General features: G+C 45.5%; 23 protein-coding genes. 13 read left to right on the top strand and 10 right to left on the bottom strand.

What is annotated here, in order from left to right; genetic code table 11:
- Positions 1-284 precede the first annotated feature (284 nt).
- Genes dapC through dapD form a run of 3 tightly spaced genes read left to right on the top strand, consistent with a single transcriptional unit; the run spans position 285 to position 2,963 of the window.
- Positions 285-1,481: a succinyldiaminopimelate transaminase gene (gene dapC, locus B5D26_RS02620; RefSeq protein ID WP_078744141.1), complete on the top strand. Its 1,197-nt coding sequence runs from the start codon at positions 285-287 to the stop codon at positions 1,479-1,481.
- A gap of 31 nt (positions 1,482-1,512) precedes the next feature.
- Positions 1,513-1,872 (top strand): ArsC family reductase, encoded by a 360-nt coding sequence (locus B5D26_RS02625; protein WP_078744142.1) that lies wholly within the window; start codon positions 1,513-1,515, stop codon positions 1,870-1,872.
- A 50-nt stretch (positions 1,873-1,922) separates the two neighbouring features.
- On the top strand, positions 1,923-2,963 hold the full coding sequence (gene dapD, locus B5D26_RS02630) for a 2,3,4,5-tetrahydropyridine-2,6-dicarboxylate N-succinyltransferase (protein WP_078744143.1): 1,041 nt from the start codon (positions 1,923-1,925) through the stop codon (positions 2,961-2,963).
- 88 nt (positions 2,964-3,051) lie between these two features.
- Here dapD and yjeH read toward each other — a convergent pair whose 3' ends face one another.
- Positions 3,052-4,380 (bottom strand): L-methionine/branched-chain amino acid transporter, encoded by a 1,329-nt coding sequence (gene yjeH / locus B5D26_RS02635; RefSeq protein ID WP_234985169.1) that lies wholly within the window; start codon positions 4,378-4,380, stop codon positions 3,052-3,054.
- 91 nt (positions 4,381-4,471) lie between these two features.
- Between yjeH and B5D26_RS02640 the strand changes: the two genes are divergently transcribed.
- Positions 4,472-4,900, top strand: coding sequence for an Lrp/AsnC family transcriptional regulator (locus tag B5D26_RS02640; RefSeq protein WP_078744144.1), 429 nt, complete (start codon positions 4,472-4,474; stop codon positions 4,898-4,900).
- 96 nt (positions 4,901-4,996) lie between these two features.
- Here B5D26_RS02640 and B5D26_RS02645 read toward each other — a convergent pair whose 3' ends face one another.
- Complete coding sequence (locus B5D26_RS02645; protein ID WP_078744145.1) at positions 4,997-5,461, bottom strand: cell division protein ZapB; 465 nt, start codon at positions 5,459-5,461, stop codon at positions 4,997-4,999.
- Positions 5,462-5,550: 89 nt separating this feature from the next.
- Positions 5,551-7,179 (bottom strand): methyl-accepting chemotaxis protein, encoded by a 1,629-nt coding sequence (locus tag B5D26_RS02650; protein WP_159445569.1) that lies wholly within the window; start codon positions 7,177-7,179, stop codon positions 5,551-5,553.
- Positions 7,180-7,406: 227 nt separating this feature from the next.
- Between B5D26_RS02650 and B5D26_RS02655 the strand changes: the two genes are divergently transcribed.
- Positions 7,407-7,871, top strand: coding sequence for a tRNA (cytidine(34)-2'-O)-methyltransferase (locus tag B5D26_RS02655; protein WP_078744147.1), 465 nt, complete (start codon positions 7,407-7,409; stop codon positions 7,869-7,871).
- Positions 7,872-7,989: 118 nt separating this feature from the next.
- On the opposite strand, the gene glnG is transcribed toward B5D26_RS02655, so the two are convergent.
- The 6 genes from glnG to B5D26_RS02685 all read right to left on the bottom strand — a co-directional run bounded on the left by glnG (position 7,990) and on the right by B5D26_RS02685 (position 14,375).
- Positions 7,990-9,417, bottom strand: a complete 1,428-nt coding sequence (glnG, locus tag B5D26_RS02660; RefSeq protein WP_078744148.1) for a nitrogen regulation protein NR(I) — start codon at positions 9,415-9,417, stop codon at positions 7,990-7,992.
- The gene (gene glnL / locus B5D26_RS02665; protein ID WP_078744149.1) at positions 9,401-10,483 is read right to left on the bottom strand and encodes a nitrogen regulation protein NR(II); all 1,083 of its coding nucleotides are present in this window, start codon (positions 10,481-10,483) and stop codon (positions 9,401-9,403) included. The genes glnG and glnL overlap by 17 nt, the downstream gene beginning before the upstream one ends.
- 270 nt (positions 10,484-10,753) lie before the next feature.
- Positions 10,754-11,251 carry a DUF4124 domain-containing protein gene (locus tag B5D26_RS02670; RefSeq protein WP_078744150.1) on the bottom strand — a complete coding sequence of 166 codons (498 nt, stop codon included), beginning with the start codon at positions 11,249-11,251 and terminating at the stop codon, positions 10,754-10,756.
- Between the two features lie 78 nt (positions 11,252-11,329).
- The gene (gene glnA / locus B5D26_RS02675; protein ID WP_078744151.1) at positions 11,330-12,736 is read right to left on the bottom strand and encodes a glutamate--ammonia ligase; all 1,407 of its coding nucleotides are present in this window, start codon (positions 12,734-12,736) and stop codon (positions 11,330-11,332) included.
- A gap of 240 nt (positions 12,737-12,976) precedes the next feature.
- Positions 12,977-13,207, bottom strand: coding sequence for a sulfurtransferase TusA family protein (locus tag B5D26_RS02680; RefSeq protein ID WP_078744361.1), 231 nt, complete (start codon positions 13,205-13,207; stop codon positions 12,977-12,979).
- A 118-nt stretch (positions 13,208-13,325) separates the two neighbouring features.
- On the bottom strand, positions 13,326-14,375 hold the full coding sequence (locus tag B5D26_RS02685; protein WP_078744152.1) for a tRNA (5-methylaminomethyl-2-thiouridylate)-methyltransferase: 1,050 nt from the start codon (positions 14,373-14,375) through the stop codon (positions 13,326-13,328).
- 171 nt (positions 14,376-14,546) lie between these two features.
- Between B5D26_RS02685 and typA the strand changes: the two genes are divergently transcribed.
- The 4 genes from typA (at position 14,547) to B5D26_RS02705 (ending at position 18,548) form a co-directional block, all read left to right on the top strand.
- Entirely contained in the window at positions 14,547-16,352 is a 1,806-nt protein-coding gene (typA, locus tag B5D26_RS02690; RefSeq protein WP_078744153.1) for a translational GTPase TypA, read from the top strand.
- 230 nt (positions 16,353-16,582) lie between these two features.
- Positions 16,583-17,185 carry an alpha-ketoglutarate-dependent dioxygenase AlkB family protein gene (locus B5D26_RS02695; RefSeq protein ID WP_078744154.1) on the top strand — a complete coding sequence of 201 codons (603 nt, stop codon included), beginning with the start codon at positions 16,583-16,585 and terminating at the stop codon, positions 17,183-17,185.
- 60 nt (positions 17,186-17,245) lie between these two features.
- Positions 17,246-17,776 carry an adenylyl-sulfate kinase gene (cysC, locus tag B5D26_RS02700; RefSeq protein WP_078744155.1) on the top strand — a complete coding sequence of 177 codons (531 nt, stop codon included), beginning with the start codon at positions 17,246-17,248 and terminating at the stop codon, positions 17,774-17,776.
- A 52-nt stretch (positions 17,777-17,828) separates the two neighbouring features.
- The gene (locus tag B5D26_RS02705) at positions 17,829-18,548 is read left to right on the top strand and encodes an aspartyl/asparaginyl beta-hydroxylase domain-containing protein (protein WP_078744156.1); all 720 of its coding nucleotides are present in this window, start codon (positions 17,829-17,831) and stop codon (positions 18,546-18,548) included.
- Between the two features lie 32 nt (positions 18,549-18,580).
- Here B5D26_RS02705 and B5D26_RS02710 read toward each other — a convergent pair whose 3' ends face one another.
- Entirely contained in the window at positions 18,581-19,501 is a 921-nt protein-coding gene (locus B5D26_RS02710) for a phytanoyl-CoA dioxygenase family protein (protein ID WP_078744157.1), read from the bottom strand.
- Between the two features lie 49 nt (positions 19,502-19,550).
- On the opposite strand from B5D26_RS02710, the gene B5D26_RS16020 reads away from it, so the two are divergent.
- From B5D26_RS16020 to B5D26_RS02725, 4 genes are all read left to right on the top strand, one after another.
- Positions 19,551-19,775, top strand: coding sequence for a phytanoyl-CoA dioxygenase family protein (locus B5D26_RS16020; RefSeq protein ID WP_234985170.1), 225 nt, complete (start codon positions 19,551-19,553; stop codon positions 19,773-19,775).
- A 142-nt stretch (positions 19,776-19,917) separates the two neighbouring features.
- Positions 19,918-20,406 carry a hypothetical protein gene (locus B5D26_RS02715; protein ID WP_139776596.1) on the top strand — a complete coding sequence of 163 codons (489 nt, stop codon included), beginning with the start codon at positions 19,918-19,920 and terminating at the stop codon, positions 20,404-20,406.
- Positions 20,339-21,157 carry an SAM-dependent methyltransferase gene (locus tag B5D26_RS02720; protein ID WP_078744159.1) on the top strand — a complete coding sequence of 273 codons (819 nt, stop codon included), beginning with the start codon at positions 20,339-20,341 and terminating at the stop codon, positions 21,155-21,157. Before B5D26_RS02715 ends, B5D26_RS02720 begins: the two co-directional genes overlap by 68 nt.
- Before the next feature lie 10 nt (positions 21,158-21,167).
- Entirely contained in the window at positions 21,168-22,103 is a 936-nt protein-coding gene (locus B5D26_RS02725; RefSeq protein ID WP_078744160.1) for a methionyl-tRNA formyltransferase, read from the top strand.
- Positions 22,104-22,118: the final 15 nt, after the last annotated feature.

The raw sequence follows: 22,118 nt of genomic DNA on the forward strand, positions 1-22,118 counted from the left end.
GGCCGAAGGACTGTCGGTTCCTGCCAATGGAGGCTTGCGTAAATCCGGCCACGCGCCGGTTGCTGCCTGAGAAGTTGGAAGCCTCGCCCGAAAGGGCGGGGAGCAGTCACATGAACAAGTGACCAAAACCTTATAAGTGCTTTGTCCAATTGCCGTGGCCAGAGTCAAGCTTTTGGCTACGGCATTTGTCCCCTTCTGCCAGCTTCTCTATAATGCAGCGGCTAAGATGCTCATTCATTAATAAAAATCCCTATACAGCGCTGTGACCACAGGCGGAATACCCTATGAATCCAGATTTAGATCGTTTGCAACCTTATCCCTTTGAAAAACTGAACGCCCTAAAGGCTGCGGTAAACGCCCCAACCGAGCTGGAACATATTGCGTTATCTATTGGTGAGCCGCGCCACCCTGCGCCAGAGTTTGTGTTAGAGGTTCTGGCCAATCAGTTGAACAAAGTCAGCAACTACCCCACCACTAAGGGCTTGCCTGAATTGAATGAGGCCATTGCTGCTTGGTGTGAGCGTCGTTTTCATTTGACGCCCAATACCCTTACAGGCAAAGACCATGTACTACCGGTCAACGGCACTCGTGAAGCGATTTTTGCTTTTACTCAAGCGCTGATCAGCCGTCAGCCTAATGCGCGAGTGGCATCACCTAATCCGTTCTATCAGATCTATGAAGGGGCAGCCTATCTAGCAGGCGCAGAGCCTTACTTTATGCCTTGCTTGGCTGAGAATGGTTTTATCCCTGATTTTGATGCGGTGCCTGCATCAGTTTGGCAAGACACACAACTGCTATTTTTGTGCAGCCCAGGTAACCCAACGGGTGCCGTCATCGGCATGGACGTGTTGAAAAAGCTGATCGCGTTGTCCGATCAGTACGATTTTGTGATCGCCTCTGATGAGTGTTATTCCGAGATCTATTTTGATGAAGCCAACCCTCCGGCGGGTTTGTTACAAGCTTGTGCAGAGTTAGGCCGCGATGATTATAAAAACTGCGTGGTATTTCACAGTTTGTCTAAGCGTTCAAACCTGCCGGGTATGCGCTCAGGCTTTATCGCAGGTGATGCGGCCTTAATGCAGCCGTTTTTGCTTTACCGCACCTATCATGGTTGCTCGATGCCTATTCAGCATCAGTTGGCCAGTATCGCCGCTTGGCAAGATGAAAGTCACACAATTGCCAATCGCTTAGTTTATAAAGAGAAGTTTGAGCGTGTAGGTGAAATTTTAGCGCCGGTACTCAACTTCACTCAGCCTGAAGCCAGCTTCTATCTATGGCCTGAAACACCGATTAACGAAGAAGATTTTGCACAGCAGTTATTCGCGCAGCAAAATGTGACCGTGCTGCCAGGTAGTTATCTGTCGCGCACCGTGAACGGCATTAATCCGGGGCAAAATCGTGTGCGCATGGCTTTAGTGGCAACAACTGAAGAGTGTGTTGAGGCCGCACAGCGTATTCGTCGCTTTGTTGAGTCGTTGTAACCCCAAATAGACACCATCACTAGAGGTTGTTATGGCACTGGTTTTATACGGTATTCCCAATTGTGACACGGTAAAAAAAGCTCGTAAGTGGCTTGAGCAACAGCAAATTGACTATCAGTTTCACGATTTTCGTCAACAAGGGCTAACTCCTGAAACCGTTCAACAGTGGTGCGAACAGCTGGGTTGGGAAGCCCTGCTCAACAAACGCAGCACCAGTTGGCGCGCATTGGATGAAGTCGATAAAACCGACCTTGATGCCAATAAAGCGATGGCCTTGATGTTGGCACAACCAACTTTGATTAAACGTCCGGTATTGAACATTAATGGTCAGTACCAAGTAGGTTTTAAAGACGCCGATTATCAACAGGCGCTGCAAAATCTGAACTTATAAATATTAATTGGGCAGCCCTGCTGTCTATCTCTTACCTTAGGGAATAGAAAATGACTGCATCACAGTTTTTCAGTTTTGGTTTTGGTGTGGGTACGCAAAACCGCAATGGTCAATGGTTAGAAGTATTTTATCCACAACCTCTGTTGAACCCTTCAGCAGAGTTAGTGGATGCTGTGGCGACCACTTTAGACTACCAAGGTGGCAACCAAGTGATCGCTTTCAGCAATGATCAAGTGGCAGCCTTAACCGCTGCGCTCAATGCCGCAGGCGAAACGGTACAAGCAGAGCTTGTGGCAAGCTTTGCCAACAGCCAGCGCCCATTGGTGGCCTGTTTCGTAGAAGAGAATATCGATCCGAAATCAGTGCCTGAAGTGTATTTAAAACTGCAATTGCTGTCGCATCGTCTGGTAAAACCACATGGTTTAAACCTAACCGGTATGTTTGGCCTGCTACCTAACGTGGCTTGGACCAATGAAGGCGCGATTGACCTGACAGAGCTGCCTGCTCGTCAGCTACAAGCGCGTTTGAACGGCCAAACCTTATCGGTTGATTGTGTCGACAAGTTCCCGAAAATGACCGATTACGTAGTACCAGCAGGTACACGGATTGCCGATACCGCTCGTGTGCGTTTAGGGGCTTATCTGGGCGAAGGTACTACCATTATGCATGAAGGTTTTGTGAACTTTAATGCGGGAACTGCGGGTCCGAACATGGTTGAAGGTCGTATCTCTGCGGGTGTATTTGTCGGTAAAGGCAGTGATCTAGGTGGTGGTTGCTCAACAATGGGCACCTTGTCAGGCGGTGGCAACATGGTGATCTCTGTAGGCGATGAGTGCTTATTAGGCGCGAATGCGGGTACTGGTATTCCACTGGGTGATCGCTGCACAATCGAATCTGGCCTTTACATCACAGCAGGCACAAAGGTGAACGTGCTCGACGAGAACCGCGAATTGGTTGAAGTGGCACGCGCCCGTGACCTAGCTGGAAAGAGTGACTTACTGTTCCGTCGCAATTCACAAAATGGTGCTGTTGAGTGCTTAACCAACAAAACTGCCATTGAGCTAAACGAAGCACTGCACGCGAACAACTAATGGCTTGCAAGCGTTGCTTAACGTGAAGTTTAGGTATACCGAAAACAATAACCCCTAGTCGCCCTAGGGGTTATTTTTTTTGTCTATTTTAAAGTGGGTCGGCTTTTGGGCGAATCGTTTTGGCACGCCTTAGATATTCCCATAAGAGCGCCAATAGCAACATTGCAAAGGCGAACAACATATTCAAGCCGATGAAGCTGGCCATTAATACACAGCTTAAAACCGCCACTACAGCGAGTATTCGTTCTTGCCCGTGAAAAAGCTTTAAGGCAGTAATGCAGGTTAAACCGTAAATCAGCAAAAAAGCCCCATTGGTCATCTGCATAAACGCCTGCATGGCCCAGTTTGACCACTCTGCAAATAGTAGGGATAGCAGCGTGACAGTACCGACAAAACCCACTGCGCGCGCAGGTGTTCCACGACCATTAAGCTGTGAAAAATAACTCGGTAAAGCCTGCTGCTGTGCTAATGACCATACCATGCGGGCGAAGCCCAAGATATAAACACCGACATTGGCAAAGGCGATAATATAAGCCCCAAAAGCAAAGGCTTGCCGATAACCCTCGCCTAACAGCTTGCCCACTAACAAGGCTAATGACTGACTGTTGGTGAGTTCGTCACCATAGGTGTGGTGATAGGCGATCAGTAACACCAATGCCAAATACAGTCCCACAACAATGGCGATACCACCCAGTAATGCGATAGGAAAATCTCGGCTAGGATTTTTAAACTCTGCGCCCATGTGCGCCATCACCTCAATGCCTAGAAAACACCAAAAAACTGTACCTGTGGCAATAAAAGTGCTCTGCCAGTCGAGTGAGTTCAAGGGGACTTCAATAACACTAAAGGCACTGGGTAAATCGCCCACAATCGACAGCAATATCACAGCAGAGATCAATACCAACACAACGCCTACTTGAAAACGAGCGGAGTTCTCAATACCCGCCAGTGCAAAAATCAACATACCCATTAAAGTGACTAAGCTGAGTATAAAAACACTGCTTTCGCTGACATTCAGCAAAATCGCCAGATAGGCAGCCGCCACTTTAATGGCAACCGCAGGGCCAACCAATAAAATACTGAGAAAGAGCCAACCCACAGCGCGTTCGGCTTTTTGCCCAAACACTCGACCAATATAATGCGCTGCGCCAGCGGCGGAGGGGTAGCGGCTACCCATCAAGGCAAAAACAAAGGCAATGGGCAGAACAATAAGCGCGGTCATTAACCAAGCATAAAAAGCAAAAGAGCCAGCCTGAGCCACCGACAACGCTGGTAAAATCATCAAGCCCGTACCAATAAAGGTGGTTGCCGTCATCGCAATACCCTGAATAGGGCCTAAAGTGCGGGAGTAGTGCATGTCTGTATACTCTAATAAAACACTATGAATTGGTCTGGCTAAGGATAGAATGTTGCGCATATTTAAGCGCCTAGCAAAGTGAGCGCAATGGGCGTCATATTGTTGGTTTCAACGACACAATGACGTTTAAAGATAGACAAAGCATAGGAGTATGCTCTTGGATCGCTTTGACCAGAAAATTGTAGCGCTGCTAGTTGAGGATGCTCGTTTATCGGTTTCAGACATCAGTCGACAAGTTAACTTGTCACGCAGTGCAGTAGCAGACCGTATAAAACGCTTAGAAGATCAGGGTGAAATTACAGGCTATCACGCCCATACCAAAAGTATTGAAGGCCATAATATTAGCGCCTATTTTGCTTTAAGTTTTCGACCACTGATACGCGACTTGATACAGCCTCTCGTTAATCAAACACCTGAAATAAAGTTGGCACATTATATCAGCGGCGATATCGATCTCATTGTCTTTGTGAATGTGCAGAGCATGGCGCGCTTAACTGATATTCGCGTGGAGATGGATCGCTGGCCTAATATCGACAAAATAGTGACACATATGTGCTTAGCCAACGCAGTTGAGCGTTAGAGGTAAACTAAAAGGCATAAAAAAACCCTTGAGTTTTAATTCAAGGGTTCTTGTTTCAGTACGCTTTTCTTCGCTAAAGCGAAACTAAGCGTCGACCTAGAACTTTGGTTCAGTAAAGTTGCTAGAGGTAGGCTGTGTTGCGGCTTCCAGATCATCTAGGTCGGTCAGCTCGTCAAGATCAGCTAGGTCTTCTTCAACCAATTGTTCTTCTGCAATAGACTCGTCTGCTAGCATTAGCGTGTCTTCGTCTTCAAGCACCAGCTCTTCAACTGCTAAGTCGTCTTCCATGGCAGGCAATTCTTCAGCCTCAACTGCTAGATCGTCTTCCATAGATGACAATGCTTCAACTTCTTCATCAGCGTCAACAGCTTCAGATGATACACTGTCTAACAAAGAGAACTTGCCCAACAGGCCAGACAAACGTGCTTCCCAAGCACTTTTTTCTTCTTGTAACTGAGCATTTTCAAGCTTCAGCTGTTCAACTTCATCCTTCAAGCTGTCAATAGTATTTACAGCAGACTGAACACGTTTTTCTAATTCATTTAGCAGATCAAGGCTCATATGAAACACTCCCAAGTGTTTTGCGGATTAGCGCAGTGTCGATTCCTAAAATCATTATAAGGATATGGCTGCTTTGAAAAAAGCGGCTTTTATACTTTAAACCGACTGACCACTTTTTGTAGCTCCGACGACAGCTGAGATAGCTCTTCACTTGTGCTGGCAGTTTGATTCGATGCGGCTGATGATTCACGAGTCACCTCTGCAATATTCACAATGCTTTGGTTCATCTCATCTGCTGTGGCGCTTTGCTGTTCAACTGCGGTAGCAATTTGGCTGTTCATATCACTGATTAACGTTACATGGTGAGTAACTTGTGCCAAGGCCTCGCTGGTTCTTTCGCTTTGTTTTAAGCCCTGTTGTGCGCGCTCTTTGCTGCTAGCCATTGCTAGTACTGCATTACGGCTGCCTTGCTGCACGCGTTCAATGGCATCTTCAATCTCTTTTGTGGAGTTTTGTGTTTGTTGGGCTAAGTTGCGTACCTCGTCAGCTACTACCGCAAAGCCACGTCCTTGTTCACCAGCGCGTGCCGCCTCAATTGCTGCGTTCAAGGCCAATAGATTGGTTTGCTCAGCGATGCCTTTAATCACATCAATTACCACGGCGATATTTTGTGCTTCTTGTTCTAATGAACCTACAACAGTAGAGGCGTTTTCAACTTCACTTGCCAATGCCTCAATAATTTTGTTGTTCTCTTGCAGTACCTTGTCACCTGCTTCAGATTCAGAGCGCGTGGTTTGTGCGGCCGTTTCAGCTTCTGCGGCATGGCGGGCAACTTCTTGAATAGTTGCCACCATCTCATTCATGGCGGTGGCCACATGATCAGTTTCTGCCTGCTGACGCATCATACCTTGGCTGGTGCTTTGGCTTGACTGTGACATAGAGTGTGCTTCTTGTGTCAGCTGGTGCACGGCATTGGTTACTTGCCCTACAAGCTTTTGGAACTGGTCTAACATACCGTTAAACGCTGTGCCAATAGCTGCCACTTCATCTTGACCTGATATTTGAATACGCTCAGTAAGATCATGATTGGCTTCAATATGTAGAATTGAGCGGCGCATTGACTCTAATGGCCCTGTAATAGAGCGCGCAACCAGCCAGCCTGCGACTATCACTAGGGTAATAATCAGCACCAGCCCCACAATCACCAGTATGGTGTCTTGCTCATAGGTTGTTTTTAAACTTTGGCGCTCTTCACCTGCGACACGTAGCTGTAGCTCAATAAGTTCGGCAATTTTGTCACTGATTGGGTCAATGGTTTGGTATAGCTCACCATCAAATTGATCCAGTTGCCCTTTGCTAGTACCACTCAGCTGCCCTAAAGCTGGTAGCAGTTGTGTTATGGCTCGATCTGCATTTTTAAATAAGGATTGTGCTTCATTAGCTAAACGAGCCTCTTCTGGGGTGAGGGTTGTTGAGCTATAGGCTTGCCAGTGTTTTTGAATGCGCCCTTGCGCCTCTTCAATGCCTTTTTTCGCCTGCTCTGCGCTCATTAAGCCCGCATTAGCTTTGTTAACCGCATCAATAATAAACACGGCATAATCCACGCTGATATGGTATAGGTCTGTCAGTGGTACGACACGGTCATCGTAGATGCGATCTAGGCCATCGTCGAACATGTTTATTTGGCTTTTTGCGATGCTAAATAATACAAATAGCCCAAAGATTGGCACCATCAGCATTAGTAGCAGTTTTTTACCAACAGAGATCTGATTCAGCATAGGGCACATCCTTTCTTGAAAAACTAGAGCATTTATTCTTATTTGCACTAATGTAGTGCTTTTTTGAGTATTCTATACCTAACCGCACCATAATGAATACCAGTGCGCACTGAAAAGAGACCTATTTTTTGTATATTTAGAATTGATTGGTCATGTTTGATTTTAGTACCAAAAACTTGCTATAGCGTGGAAAATAAAGCCTATTTCTCTTGATCAGTGAACTCTTTATGTTTGAAATTGCACTCTACGAACCTGAAATAGCCCCTAATACAGGTAATATCATTCGGCTATGTGCCAACACGGGTTGCCACCTACATTTAATCGAGCCAATGGGCTTTGATTTAGAGGAAAAGAAGCTAAAGCGGGCAGGGTTGGATTACCATGATTTAACCCGCGTGACTCGGCATGCAAGCTATCAAGCCTTTCAGCAGGCTGTTTCAGGTAAGCGTATCTTTCCTTGTACGACCAAGGCTAAAGGCTATGTTTCTGACGCACAGTTTCAAGCAGGGGATATTTTACTCTTTGGCCCAGAAACCAGAGGGCTACCTGCTGAGGTTTTGGCAGAGTTTGCTCAGGAGCAATGGATTAAAATTCCGATGATGCCTTCTAGCCGTAGCTTAAATTTGTCGAATGCTGTGGCAATGATTGTGTATGAGGCGTGGCGGCAGCAAGACTTTGCTGGCGCGTTGTAATGACCTATTCAATACGAGAATGGGTAGGGGGCAATCAATAGGGCAGAGGTAAAATCACCAACCTAAACGGGCTGAGGGCTTAGGTTGGTCATTCAATTATTAGGCTGAGATGAATGGCTTAACTTTCATTCTCATCACTTCCAAGCGCCAAATTAAGCTCTTTTATTTTGCGTGTTAGCGTATTACGTCCCCAGCCGAGTAGCTCGGCGGCATCTCGGCGGCGGCCTGCCGTATGTTTTAGCGCGACTTCAATCATCACCTTTTCAAATTCAGGCACGGCAATGTCTAAGATACCATTCTGGCCTTTGCTAAGGGCTTGATCTGCCCAGTTGTGTAGGGCTGTTTGCCAGCGGGCATTACTTGTTGATTCCGTTTGTTTCTGTTCCAGCAGTTCCGGTGGTAAGTCATCCACATGTACTTCACGCCCTGAAGCCATCACGGTGATCCAGCGACAGGTATTCTCCAGTTGACGCACATTACCCGGCCAACTGAGCTGCTGTAGGTATTCCACCGTACTGGTCAGCAAAGTTTTCGGCTCAACCCCTAGCTCCTTGGCGGCTTTGGTTAAAAAGTAATCGGTCAGTTTAGGAATATCTTCACGGCGCTCACTCAGTTTCGGTAGATGCACGCGAATCACATTCAAACGGTGGAACAAGTCTTCACGAAAGCGACCTTCATGCACTAGGGTTTCTAGATTCTGGTGCGTGGCGGCAATAATGCGCACGTCCACTTTGACCGAGGTGTGCCCACCGACACGATAAAACTCACCATCAGCCAAGACCCTGAGTAAACGGGTTTGGGTGTCGGCGGGCATATCGCCAATTTCATCTAGAAAAAGCGTGCCGCCGTCGGCTTGCTCGAAACGCCCACGTCGCTGCACCTGAGCGCCAGTAAACGCCCCTTTCTCATGACCAAACAACTCCGATTCAATCAGATCTTTGGGGATGGCGGCCATATTCAACGGAATAAACGGGTTTTGTGCTCTAGGACTATGTTGATGTAATGCATGAGCAACCAACTCTTTACCCGTGCCAGACTCTCCGTTAATCAGCACTGTAATATTGGAGTGAGATAGGCGACCAATGGCACGAAACACCTCCTGCATCGCGGGTGCTTCACCGATAATCTCAGTACTCGGAAGTGGCTTCGCTTCTGGAGCAGGGGTAGATTGCTCACGGGCATGGCTGATTGCTCGTTTCACCAAGGCAACCGCTTCATCCACATCAAAAGGCTTAGGTAGGTACTCAAATGCACCCCCTTGATAAGAGGCTACCGCACTTTCTAGATCCGAGTGCGCGGTCATCACAATGACAGGCAGGTTTGGGCGGCTATCTTGAATCTTTGCTAGTAGTTCTAAGCCATCCATACCGGGCATGCGAATATCGGTCACCATTGCATCAGGACTATCGGATGCGAGTGCCTTTAGTACTTCTTCTGCACGCTCAAAGACTTTAACCGACAAGCCCTCTTGCTCCATAGAGCGCTCTAACACCCAGCGAATCGAACGATCGTCATCCACAATCCAAACGTTATAGGGCTTGCTCATTTTTCTGCTCCAATGGAATCAGTAATCGGAATAAGGTTTTACCCGGCTCAGATCGACACTCAATCAGGCCATGATGTTGATGCAGGATGGTTTGAGCGATAGATAATCCCAAGCCAGTACCCGAAGCTCGCCCTGTTACTAAGGGGTAAAAAATGCTCTCTAATAGTTCGGGGGGAATGCCGGGGCCGTTATCAATAATATCCATTTGGCATAACAAACGATGACGCTCAGCGCCTAGGGTGAATTGGCGCTTAGCACGGGTTCGGAACGTGATTTGGCTATCAGCTTGTCCGCTTTCCTCTAGCGCCTGCATCGCATTACGTACAATGTTTAGAACGGCTTGGATTAGCTGCTCTTGGTCGCCGTATAAGTCTGGCAAGCTAGGGTCATAGTCTCGCACTAATTTAATTCGCCCTAGTGCTTCTGCGCTAATCAAGGCAAATACATGCTCTAACACCTTGTGAATATTGACTTCACTGAACTGCGTTAATTTACGCGGCCCTAACATGCGATCAACGAGGTTGCGTAGCCGATCAGCCTCGCTAATAATCACCTCGGTGTAATCTTTAAGGTTGTCATCTGGAAGTGCGCGTTCTAATAGTTGTGCCGCCCCACGTATTCCGCCTAGTGGATTTTTGATCTCATGGGCCATGCCGCGTACCAAAGTACGTAGGGTTTCCTGCTGCGCCAGCAACTCTTCCTCTCGACTGATTCGTAATAGGCGATCTCGTGCTTGTAGCTCAACAACTAATGTGTAGCCATTAGGTGTCATTGCTGGATTAACGGTGTAGTCGACAGTTTTTTGCGTACCATTCGGCAGCGTTAAAACCGTTTCGCGCTTTGTGAACGGATGCCCTTCCTCAACAGCATGCTGCCAGTTGTGAGTTGTTTGGTCTTGTTCGGTAAACAGCGTACTCATCGGCTGCCCAATGGCTCTGTTGGCACCACAAGCAAACAGCATCTCAGCGGCGGGGTTCAAATAGATTAGACGCAACTGCCCATCCAGCTGAATAATAGCGGTACTGAGGTTATCTAACAGTAGTTTGTGATTTTCTGATATTGGCACACAAGCTCCCCCCTGTATGAAAGCTTAAACAGCAAAAAACGCACCAATACATGAGCTATGCATTAATTGTCTAATTATATGCGGCTAAGCAGCCTAGAACGCTTGTTTTGCCTTATATAAGCAATGTTTTTAGTATTAAATGCTATTGTTGATTATGGCACTAATTTGGTGCAATGGTGATAATCTTAATGGTGCAAGCACACTCTATTAGTGCGTTAAGTTAAGTTAAGTGCTTTGATGGGTAGAACGTTTCTGTGCCAGCCTAAAAAGTTAATGCAGAGTGATTAAGTCAATTGCCTTACTTGTTAAGAGTACTCTGCCTTGGCGGTCTTGAACCTGCGCCGTAAGCTTATGGCGACCTTTTGGCAGCTGATGTAGTAAGAAATTGACGCTATGTATCGCGCTTTGATAGGGCTTTTCGTCGAGATAAAGCGCAATGCGATGAGTTTTATGAAGTGTTGGGGTGATATGCACTCGAATGATGCGCTGATTGGGTTGCTCTGTTTGATAGCTCTTTAAGCGTAAGCTTTGGTAAGTATAGCCTTCGGCTAACTGTACTTGTGTATGAGGCTGTGCCTGCGGTAATGAATGCGATTGGTGCTGCTGTATTCGGCTAGCCCCTTGTGGCAGATCGGAATATACCGGATAGCCTTGTTCATCTAGCCAGTGATACAAAGGTGCTGCGCTGAGTGAAAAGCTTAATGACAGCCCTAATCCAGCAATTAGCGTGCGCAGTAAAAATATGTGTAGTAAGAACGCTTGCTTCACATGGCGTACCTAAAAAAAACCCCCGCAGTGCGGGGGTTTAAATTCTCTTCCAAAACGGAAGAGCGGAAATCGAATCGATTACACGCTGTAGTACATGTCGAACTCAACTGGGTGAGTTGTCATGTTCAGACGCTGAACGTCTTCTTTCTTCAGCTCGATGTAAGCATCGATCATGTCATCAGTGAATACACCGCCCTTAGTTAAGAACTCGCGGTCTGCATTCAAAGAGTCCAGTGCTTCAGTCAAGCTGCTGCACACTTGTGGAATCGCTGCTGCTTCTTCAGCAGGTAGATCGTATAGATCTTTGTCTGCTGGGTCGCCTGGGTGAATCTTGTTCTGAACGCCGTCCAGAGCCGCCATCAACAGAGACGCAAACGCTAGGTATGGGTTAGCGATTGGATCTGGGAAGCGCGCCTCAACACGTTTAGCTTTAGGGCTAGAAGTGTAAGGAATACGTAGAGAAGCAGAACGGTTACGAGCAGAGTAAGCCAGCATTACTGGCGCTTCGAAGCCTGGAACCAAACGCTTGTAAGAGTTAGTACCTGGGTTACAGAAAGCGTTCAGTGCTTTAGCGTGCTTGATGATACCGCCGATTGCGAACAGTGCAGTCTCAGACAGACCTGCATAGCCGTCGCCTGCGAACTGGTTAACACCATTCAACCAGTAAGACAGGTGAACGTGCATACCAGAACCGTTGTCACCAACCATTGGCTTAGGCATGAAAGTCGCTGTTTTGCCATAAGCGTGCGCTACGTTGTGAACAACGTATTTCAGCATTTGAACTTCGTCAGCTTTCTTCACTAGCGTGTTGAATGCTACACCGATTTCGTTCTGGCAAGCTGTTGCTACTTCGTGGTGGTGAACTTCAACGTTCAGACCAATCTCTTCCATCACGTTACACATAGTGGCACGGATATCGTGAACAGAGTCAACAGGTGGTACTGGGAAGTAACCGCCTTTCACGCGTGGACGGTGACCCATGTTGCCACCTTCGAACGCTTTTTCAGAGTTCCATGCAGCTTCTTCAGAATCGATCTTCACGAAGCAGCCTGACATGTCAGAGCCCCAACGGATGTCGTCGAAGATGAAAAATTCTGGTTCAGGACCGAAGTATGCAGTATCACCCAGACCTGTAGACTTCAGGTACTCTTCTGCACGACGTGCAACAGAGCGAGGGTCACGCTCGTAACCTTGCATTGTAGAAGGTTCGATAATGTCGCAACGCAAGATCAGAGTTTTGTCTTCAAAGAATGGATCGATGAAAGAAGCTTCATCATCAGGCATCAGAATCATGTCTGATTCGTTAATGCCTTTCCAGCCAGCGATAGATGAACCATCAAACATTTGGCCGTTTTCGAAGAACTCTTCGTTAACGTAACGAGCAGGAATAGTAACGTGCTGTTCTTTACCTAGCGTATCGGTAAAACGTAGGTCAACCCACTTAACGTCGTGTTCTTTGATCAGATTCAGAGTGTTCTCTGACATTGCATATCCTCCAATGGAGCTTTCAGCTTAGTTGTCAAAACAAAGTTATAAATTCGGGCTATCAGTATAAACAGAGGGTCAATCTGTTTAATCAAAACTACCCTAATCAAAGCAATAACGATGCCATTTTGGCGAAAGGCTCTAAATACCAAGGTCTTGCAAATCAGAAAGGGTATAGGGTACTACTCTCGCGCATCTTTTTGATGCATTCTAATTGTTATCTGCACTATTTCAGTGCAACTACGATTTGACCACTTCAATTTCTATTACAATCTCATCCGATATCTCTGTCGTTGAGACTAAAGTATGACCATGTACGCGACACCAAGCTGGAATATCATGCAAGGCACCAGGGTCGGTACAATACACCACCAGATGATCGCCTGCATCAAGAGAATTGATCTTATTCTGCGTGCGAATCACTGGTAATGGGCACAGTAAGTTTCTGGCATTCAGCTCGTGTGTTGTCATCGTTTTTCTCACTCTGTGGCGGCGCACCATTTCTGTGCGTAAGCCCTTTTCATAAGCCTTAAAAAGTACCGTCGTAAACATACTCGATAGATGGTTTACGACGTTAGCCAAAATCTGTTTAGTGAATGATCCAGCTCTCTGGCATCTCTTCAATTGGCATAGGCACCACCTGCACCACTTGCCCAGGCTGATTATGGGTACGCACAATCTCAATGCTGACTTGCTCAGCATTACGCCCTTGACTGTAACGCGCCAAAATACGCGCTGCTGTTAATAGGTCTTCATCAGACGGTGTGCCGTCAATTAAGGTTAATGGCCCACTATGGCTGGTGGCGAACATATAGGTGAACTGCGAGCGATAGCCGCGCATAAAGTTATTTTCACCCTCTTCACGCCCTACTATTAACTTGTAGTTAGATGCTGGACGAATATGACGACCGACTTTTAATAGCATAATGTCATCTAGCTCATAGCGACGCTCACCACGGGCATCCCACAAATCTTGTAGCTTTTTGCTGTAGCTTTCATCGGTTAAGAAGCAGCAGCCACCCGCAGGTTGTGACCATTCATCAATGCCTAATGACTTCGCCAATGCGATTTGCGGTTTACGGTTGCGGCCATGAAAATCATACAACGCATCACGGCTCACCCAACCTTCACGCTCTGGCAGCGTTTCTGGTAGATGCTTAGCGCACAATGGACGTAGTAGGCGATCTTGCACCTGAGACTCACGGGCGATTAACGGCATGGTTTCTTTGCGCTGAGATTTTGGACGCTGACCTATCACCTCTCCAGTGATCACAAAGTCAAAGTCATTCTCCTGACACCACTTCCATGCCCGAGCCACCATGTCGATTTTACAATCCAAACAAGGGTTCAGGTTTTGGCCGTAGCCATGCTTTGGGTTGAGCACAATGTCTTTGTACTCTTCAGAGATATCCACAATGTGCAGTTTAATGCCTAACTGCTCTGCCACCCAAAGGGAGCTGTTCTTTTTCTCTTTCTGCTTGTCTTTTTTGCGAATGGCGTGGGTATGGCCTTCTACACAAAATCCGGTATAGAAGTTAAGTCCCTCAACGTGAATACCTTGATCCTGAATCACTTTGGTTGCCAGCATGGAATCCAATCCGCCAGATATCAGAGAAACGGCTTTACGTTGTTTAGTCATGTTCTACCCATTGCGATCTACAAAAGCACGGAATTTTACCGGATTGACGCCAGATATAAAGCCAATTACCGTCAATAGCAGCTTTTTAACTGAAAATATCTGCTTTTGCCCCTCTCAATTGCTGGCGTTACCCGCTATAATCCTGCGCTCTGCAAGAAGGGGAATCCATCTGTGATTGAAAAGTTACGCAATATCGCGATTATCGCTCACGTTGACCACGGTAAAACTACTCTGGTTGATAAACTGCTACAACAATCCGGCACGCTGGGTCGTAAAGATGAGGGTGCCGAGCGCATCATGGATTCTAACGATCAAGAGCGCGAGCGCGGTATTACAATTCTGGCTAAAAATACGGCTATTGAATGGAACGGTTACCACATCAATATCGTGGACACTCCAGGCCATGCTGACTTTGGCGGCGAAGTAGAGCGCGTACTTTCTATGGTGGACTCTGTTCTGCTATTGGTTGACGCAGTTGATGGCCCAATGCCACAAACTCGCTTCGTGACCTCAAAAGCTTTCGAGCAAGGTTTGAAGCCAATCGTTGTGATCAACAAAGTTGACCGCCCAAGCGCACGTCCTGATTGGGTTGTTGATCAAGTTTTTGATCTATTCGACAACTTGGGAGCTACTGACGAGCAGTTAGACTTCCCAATTATCTACGCTTCTGCGTTGAATGGTATTGCAGGTTTAGATCCTGACAACATGGCTGAAGATATGACGCCACTGTATCAGATGATCGTAGACCGCGTATCACCACCTGATGTTGACCGTGACGGCCCATTCCAAATGCAGATCTCTGCACTGGACTATGACAGCTACGTCGGCGTTATCGGTGTAGGCCGTATCGCACGTGGTTCGTTGAAGCCGAACCAACAAGTTGTTGTTAAAGATATCGAAGGCAACGAGCGCAAAGGTAAAGTATTAAACGTAAAAGGCTATTTAGGTCTTGAGCGTGTGGATACTGCTTTGTCTCAAGCAGGCGACATTGTTTGTATTACCGGTATTGATGGCTTGAGTATCTCTGATACTTTATGCGACCCAAGCTGTGTTGAAGCACTACCTCCGCTTTCAGTTGATGAACCAACTGTAAGTATGACCTTTATGGTAAACGATTCACCGTTTGCTGGTCAGGATGGTAAATACGTGACTTCACGTAATATCAAAGACCGTTTGGATCAAGAATTGATCCACAACGTGGCCTTACGTGTTAAGCAAGGCGAAAGCCCAGACAAATTTATCGTATCAGGCCGTGGTGAATTACACCTGTCGGTATTGATCGAAACCATGCGCCGTGAAGGCTTTGAGATGGGTGTATCCCGTCCTGAAGTAATCCAGAAAATGGTAGATGGCGTCATGATGGAACCTTACGAAAACGTGGTGATCGACATTGAAGATCAACACCAAGGTGCCATCATGGAAGAGATGGGCTTGCGTAAAGCTGAAATGACCAACATGGAACCAGACGGAAAAGGCCGCACTAAGCTGGAATTCTCTGTTCCATCTCGTGGTTTGATCGGTTTCCGTGGTCACTTCCTGACACTGACTTCAGGTTCAGGCATCTTGACCAGTATCTTTGACCGCTATGATGTTGTTAAAGCGGGTGAAGTGGCCAAGCGTCAGAACGGCGTACTGATCTCCATGGTAAAAGGTAAGACATTGTCTTATGGCTTGTTCAACCTTCAAAGCCGTGGTCGTCTATTCTTGGGTCATGGTGCTGAAGTATACGAAGGTCAGGTAATCGGTATTCACTCGCGTGATAACGATTTGGTTGTTAACCCAACTAAAGCTAAGCAGCTGACTAACGTACGTGCTTCTGGTACTGACGAAGCCTTAACGCTGACTCCGCCAATTAAGCACACACTTGAACAAGCGCTTGAGTTCATCGAAAACGATGAGCTGGTTGAAGTGACACCAAACTTCATCCGTATTCGTAAGAAACTATTAACTGAAAACGAACGTAAACGCGCTAAATAAGCGTATTCGTTTGTAGCCAGTGATAAGAAGGCCGAAGCTTAAAACTTCGGCCTTTTTTATTGTATTTCCCCATCTTGAGTGAAAACTTTCATTCATATTATTTAAAATCAACTAGCATCTGATCGAAAGTCTATTTATATTTGTATGGTTATCTGTTATTAATATTTAATAATATTTATAGTCTATAGCTATATTTTCAGTAAGATAGCACTGATAAGGATTTTTCAGGTATGGATTGCTATACAGATTTTAACTTGAGTTATATCGAGAATTTCTTGTCTGCCGAAGAGGCAAATGCCTTGTTTGATTGTATCTATGAACAGTGGGATTGGAAAAAAGATGAAGTCATTAAAATGGAAGATGGTTCATACTCATATCCCTGTTTGAGAAAACTGATGTTTGTTCACCCAAATTTAGTTAACAATGATCTATTTCATCAGTCTCATGGCAATCGTATGGAGTGGTCAGAGCTACTGCTTGATTTAAAATATAAAGTTGAACAGGAAGCAGGTGTTGAATTTAGTGTTTGCGTTTGTATTTTCTATGAAAATGGTACCCAGTCAATGGGTTATCATTATGATCCGCCAGCCTTTGGGCCAACCGATATAATAGCCTCAGTTAGCCTTGGGGCCACTAGAAACTTTGTACTTCGGCTCAAAAGCAATCACGATAAGGTTTATCAGATCGCTATGAAAAGTGGCAGTATGCTAATAATGGGCAAGGGCTGTCAGGATCAATATGAACATGCAGTGCCTGAAATGCCCGATCAAAAAGAACCACGCTTTAATTTAACCTTTAGACAATTTAAGTGGCCAGATGGGCGAGTTGGCTAATACTGGTTTTATAATGAAACTGTGGATGTAATATTTATTAATATAGCATTAGTATTTTTTATGATAAATAATAGAAAACTAAACTTACCTTGTCTATTCTGGATTACAGGGTTGCCTGCATCAGGTAAAACAACTTTAGCACAAGCTCTATACCTCTCACTGTTAGAACGGGAAGAAACAGTTATAGTTTTAGATGGTGATAACTTAAGGCAAGGATTGTGCTCTGATTTAGGTCTAAATGAAGCGGATAGAAAAGAAAATATCCGCCGTGCAGGTGAGGTTGCTCGTTTATTGATAAATAATAATATTACAGTGATATGTGCGCTGATCTCACCTTACCAAAAAGAGCGTGACAATATTCGTAATAGTATTCCTAAAGACCAGTTTGCCGAAATATACTTAGCACCTTCTTTAGAAACCTGTATCAGCAGAGATCCGAAAGGCTTATACGCCAAAGCTCTTGAGGGTAAAATATCAGGCATGACAGGTATAGATGCGCCTTATGAAGCGCCAATAAAACCAGAGTTCCAGTTTGATACTGCAACTATTAGTGTGCCAAGAATGGTAAATACAATATTAGATCATAGTTAAGTGTCTAAATTTGAGATATAAAGCGAATAAAATATCTAGAAAGGACACAATCATGACTGACGCTTATCATAAATTACCTCTCACCTTTAACAGGGAGCGTCTGCAACAGGATCTTGAAAAACTGCTACATAACCACTGGATCAGTCATATTAACCAGTCGGTACATAATGGAGGTTGGTGTGCGTTACCGCTACGATCTGTAGATGGTAAAGTAGACAGTATTACCGTTGCCGAGTTAAATCCTGAGCGTTATCAAAACACTCTGTACTTAGAGCAATCTGATTATTTGAAGGAAGTCGTCTCCGGCCTTCAGTGTAGCGTAGTGTCTGCTCGCTTAATGTTACTTAAGGCAGGAGAGGAAATACGCCGACATACCGATATGGATCTTTGCTTTGAAGATGGCTGTGTGCGTTTGCATATCCCCATCCAAACCCATGCTGATGTGACCTTTCTGATTAATGATCAACCTGTGCATTTTTCCGAAGGGGAGTGTTGGTATATGAATGCCAACTATCCGCATGAAGTTAAAAACGGTAGCAGTGTAGATAGGGTTCACTTGGTCATAGACTGCATAGTGAATGATTGGCTTAGAGGTTTATTTATCAACACAGGCTATGAAAAAACAGTTGTTGAATATAAATACGGTAGTCCAGACATTACAGATGAGAATATCTTACAAGTGATCGAACAACTAGACCGTTTGGATGCTGATGGTGCTAGAGCACTTGCGCAGAACTTAACATCTCTATGGCAAAAGCACCATGAGCATTGATGGCAAGGCAATGCTCATGTTCCATTTAGAGATTACCAATCTTTCATATCGGCAGGTACGGGATAGTCTTCTAGCTCTACCGGATTAATGCCCCATACAGCAGGAATTGGTGGCTCACGTTTTTCATGTAGTACTTGCATCAATGAGTCCAAGTTACTGACGGCTGTGGGGTAGTCTTGTCTCCACTCCTCAGGCCACTCTTGCTGATCGGCATGCTCAATGACCTGAACCATCCATTGTTTTCTCAAATCAGCCCATTCTTCGCTTTGTGCGCCGCTTTCATAAATACCGTCAAAGGGGCGATATTCAATATAAATAGTGCGCCTAACTCCCGGTGACCGTTTGGGTTGGGAGCCGTGTAGAATCATCATATCTTGAATCAAAATATCTCCAGCTTTTGCTGGAAGCTCAACTACACCCGGCACGTTCCAGCCATGCTCCGTTGAGATTTTTTCGATATCTAACAATTCGTTTTGGGTTCCGGCCACGTACCTTAAACAGCCATCGCCTTCTGGTGCATCGTCTAGGTAGACGCCAATATTTAAGTAAGGGAAATTTCTAGGATGTTGAGCACCTTGGTGCCACTTAATTACAGGATGGGGGTGCTGTTGTTTATAAAGAAGATCCATCTGCAATGGCACTGCGCCTCTACCACATAACTCCCTTGCAATAGCCATCATGGCGGGGCAAGACAATAGCTCAATAGACAGTTCTGTTTCCACAATATGCAGGTCATCATACCGCATAAGTCGTGGGCCAACGGGATCTTGAATAACACAGGCTCCGTGCAGGTGTTCACTATTGCCGTGCATTTGCATCGCTTTTTCTTCAAGCTGTTTTGCTTTCTTTTGCCATTTTTCCAGTAATTCCGCAGGTAAGGCATTTTCTAACTTAATATAGCCTTTAGTTTGATAATCATGCTTTTGCTGTTCCGTGATGCTGAATGTGCTCATGAAATTCTCCTTTTATTAAAATGAGCTGATCTGTGATCAAAACTGCTATTTGCCAAGCTGTCACCACAAGTTTGACGAGAGGTTAAAGAGTCTACTTTTAGGCGCTGATCCGCAAAACCAAAACTGGACTAACTTTGATGTTAAACCTATTGCTTCAAATGCAGGAGACCTGATTGTGTGGCGCCATTCATTACCCCATGGTAGTAGTCCTAACAGCGCTCAATCTCCAAGGATCGTGCAATATTTCAATATGAAGCCAGTAGTTCAACCCTAACCTATTCCTAGTCAAAACTAGGGTTTACCCCAGTTCCATAAAGAACTTACCTAATAGACTATATAGAGCAATTCAAATTTAGTCCGATCTAAATCAAACATCTAGAGAACCCTCCCCACCTAGATACAGGATGAAAGAGTTGATGGAACAAAAGGCCGTGCGTTCTTCTGTAGCGTCTAAACAAATGATGACTGCTATCGATCCAAAATTAGAACAAATTTTCAATCAGTCTATACGAGACCAACTCAATAGCACGTTGAGTCAAGTATCAGATAGCGAGCGCCTATTAGCCCTTAGAGCATCTATTGCTGAGCTGGTAGGACAAATACTGTCGAATGATATGACTCACGCAGAATGGGTAAACCTATTTTCAGATACGTATGGTCATTTATTAAAATGCTATAAAAAAGCAGAGTTAACTGAAGCAGAAAAAACAACGTCTTTTATTAATGCCACTGGCTTAGTCATGTCAGTAGATCATGCGATTCACACCATAAAAGACATTTATCGTATTAAGGCTTTTATTCGCGGTGTGCATCAGGCGATAGAAACGAAAAAAGATAATGAAACTTATTCATATCGCTTATCCTGCGTGCGGCCCATTTGCACCTTTATTACTACCACTCATTAGCCACTATTCAAGCCAAGGCTTACTGAAAAGCCAGCTGAAAATTTCTCTAATTGATATTCAGCCTGGTGCGGTTAAGGCGTTAAACCAACTCATTAATGACCTTGGTATTTCACCTTATATCCATGAAGTGATTTGTGATGACGTCATGAACTATCAGCCAGATTATCCAATTGATATTTTGGTTATTGAAGCATTGCAACATGGTTTCTCCCGTGAAGGTCACTTGGCATTTGCCCGCCATTTATTATCATTCTTGAGCCCAGATGCCATTATGGTGCCAGAAAAGATTTCGGTAACCGCCTCTCTTAACATAGGGCAGCGAGAATATGTCGACCAGTGGGCGGAGCAAGAACGCACCCACTCAAGCCTTATGAGCACAGAGATTCAACAGGAACGCACAGTGTTGGGCGAGATTTTCACACTCACACTAGATAAGCTGCGTAAGCTGACCATTGTTCCATTAGGGAGCTGTATGGAGCTGGTTGAATGCAATCAAGTACAAATTCCTACTGGCATTCAAGATATTAGCAAAAAGAATCTGTTGCTGAGTGTAACTGCTACCACTTTTGGCAATGAGCAGATCAAAGAGTATGACTCCGGTATCAGTCAACCTATGGTTGACATGTCCCTATGTATTGATTTTATCCCTAAAATTGCTGAACCAGATGATCTGCTTGCTAAAAGTGGCGAACGGCTGAAGTTTTATTACAAATTGACTGGCTCCCCCAGCTTCTTACCCACTATCGCTTGAGAGTTGCATCATGGACGCTCTAAAAATCACCTTGCTAACTTCCAGTCGCGCTGCACTTCCGTTGGTTGCATTGCTGGCGCAACGACAACAACTAGCAGGGGTTTTGTTATTTGGTCAGTGGGATCAGGAGCGAGTACTGTTAAATCAGCACTTGCAGCAGTCAGGTATTCCAGTTCAGTACTGCAAGCCAATGGATATTGATGTACCAATCACAGCAATCAAGGCTTGGGCGAGTGAGCTTGGCCTCATATTTTGTTGTGGTGACAAAATTCCTATGAGTGTCGTGCAAACGCCGCAATACGGCATGGTCAATTTACATGCATCTGCTCTGCCCGATTATCGAGGTGCAGACCCTATCTACTGGCAAATCCGCAACGGTGAAGCTCAGCTTCAGTTGACGGTTCATAAGGTTGAGGAGCACTTTGATGCTGGCGATATTATTACACAAAGACCTGTAACCATAGGTGCTTATGATACGCAAAACCATGTTTTTGGCCGTGTACTAGAATGTCTACCTAATATCCTTGATTCATTAATTGACCAGTTAAAACTACAAGATGGGCTACAAGGGCAGCCGCAAGCACCAATAAGCGCCTGTACAAAAAGTGCAGCCAGAGTCACCGAAAAAGATTTACTGATCAATTGGCGTGAACTGTCAGTAGTGCAGCTATGTAATCAGGTTCGTGCTGGCAATCCTCAATATGGCGGTGCCCGCTTAGTCATAGGACAAGGGTATGCTCAACTCTTGCAGGCTAGTCCATCACCCTTACCCAATCATGGTGTTTCTCCTGGCAGCATTATTCATGTATCCCCAGACCAAGGGATGATTGTTGCTCTAAAAGTAGGCGCTGTGAAGTTAGACATTATTGCGAATCATGATGGTGTCTTCGATGGTTATCGTTTTGCTCAAGCCTACCAACTATCTGCCGGGATGCAGTTTCAATAGTAGTAATGCAAATTT

Source organism: Oceanospirillum multiglobuliferum, from assembly GCF_900167095.1.
Lineage (GTDB): Bacteria > Pseudomonadota > Gammaproteobacteria > Pseudomonadales > Halomonadaceae > Oceanospirillum > Oceanospirillum multiglobuliferum.

Coding starts and splice junctions, on each gene's coding strand:
- B5D26_RS02625 (WP_078744142.1), top strand. CDS start 1,513: ATGGCACTGGTTTTATACGGTATTCCCAATTGTGACACGGTAAAAAAA.
- B5D26_RS02645 (WP_078744145.1), bottom strand. CDS start 5,461: ATGAGCCTTGATCTGCTAAATGAATTAGAAAAACGTGTTCAGTCTGCT.
- B5D26_RS02720 (WP_078744159.1), top strand. CDS start 20,339: ATGAAACTTATTCATATCGCTTATCCTGCGTGCGGCCCATTTGCACCT.
- B5D26_RS02640 (WP_078744144.1), top strand. CDS start 4,472: ATGCTCTTGGATCGCTTTGACCAGAAAATTGTAGCGCTGCTAGTTGAG.
- B5D26_RS02705 (WP_078744156.1), top strand. CDS start 17,829: ATGACTGACGCTTATCATAAATTACCTCTCACCTTTAACAGGGAGCGT.
- B5D26_RS02650 (WP_159445569.1), bottom strand. CDS start 7,179: ATGCTGAATCAGATCTCTGTTGGTAAAAAACTGCTACTAATGCTGATG.
- glnA (WP_078744151.1), bottom strand. CDS start 12,736: ATGTCAGAGAACACTCTGAATCTGATCAAAGAACACGACGTTAAGTGG.
- B5D26_RS02715 (WP_139776596.1), top strand. CDS start 19,918: ATGGAACAAAAGGCCGTGCGTTCTTCTGTAGCGTCTAAACAAATGATG.
- B5D26_RS02710 (WP_078744157.1), bottom strand. CDS start 19,501: ATGAGCACATTCAGCATCACGGAACAGCAAAAGCATGATTATCAAACT.
- yjeH (WP_234985169.1), bottom strand. CDS start 4,380: ATGCGCAACATTCTATCCTTAGCCAGACCAATTCATAGTGTTTTATTA.
- B5D26_RS02695 (WP_078744154.1), top strand. CDS start 16,583: ATGGATTGCTATACAGATTTTAACTTGAGTTATATCGAGAATTTCTTG.
- dapD (WP_078744143.1), top strand. CDS start 1,923: ATGACTGCATCACAGTTTTTCAGTTTTGGTTTTGGTGTGGGTACGCAA.
- dapC (WP_078744141.1), top strand. CDS start 285: ATGAATCCAGATTTAGATCGTTTGCAACCTTATCCCTTTGAAAAACTG.
- B5D26_RS02725 (WP_078744160.1), top strand. CDS start 21,168: ATGGACGCTCTAAAAATCACCTTGCTAACTTCCAGTCGCGCTGCACTT.
- cysC (WP_078744155.1), top strand. CDS start 17,246: ATGATAAATAATAGAAAACTAAACTTACCTTGTCTATTCTGGATTACA.
- B5D26_RS02680 (WP_078744361.1), bottom strand. CDS start 13,207: ATGACAACACACGAGCTGAATGCCAGAAACTTACTGTGCCCATTACCA.
- B5D26_RS02655 (WP_078744147.1), top strand. CDS start 7,407: ATGTTTGAAATTGCACTCTACGAACCTGAAATAGCCCCTAATACAGGT.
- glnG (WP_078744148.1), bottom strand. CDS start 9,417: ATGAGCAAGCCCTATAACGTTTGGATTGTGGATGACGATCGTTCGATT.
- B5D26_RS02685 (WP_078744152.1), bottom strand. CDS start 14,375: ATGACTAAACAACGTAAAGCCGTTTCTCTGATATCTGGCGGATTGGAT.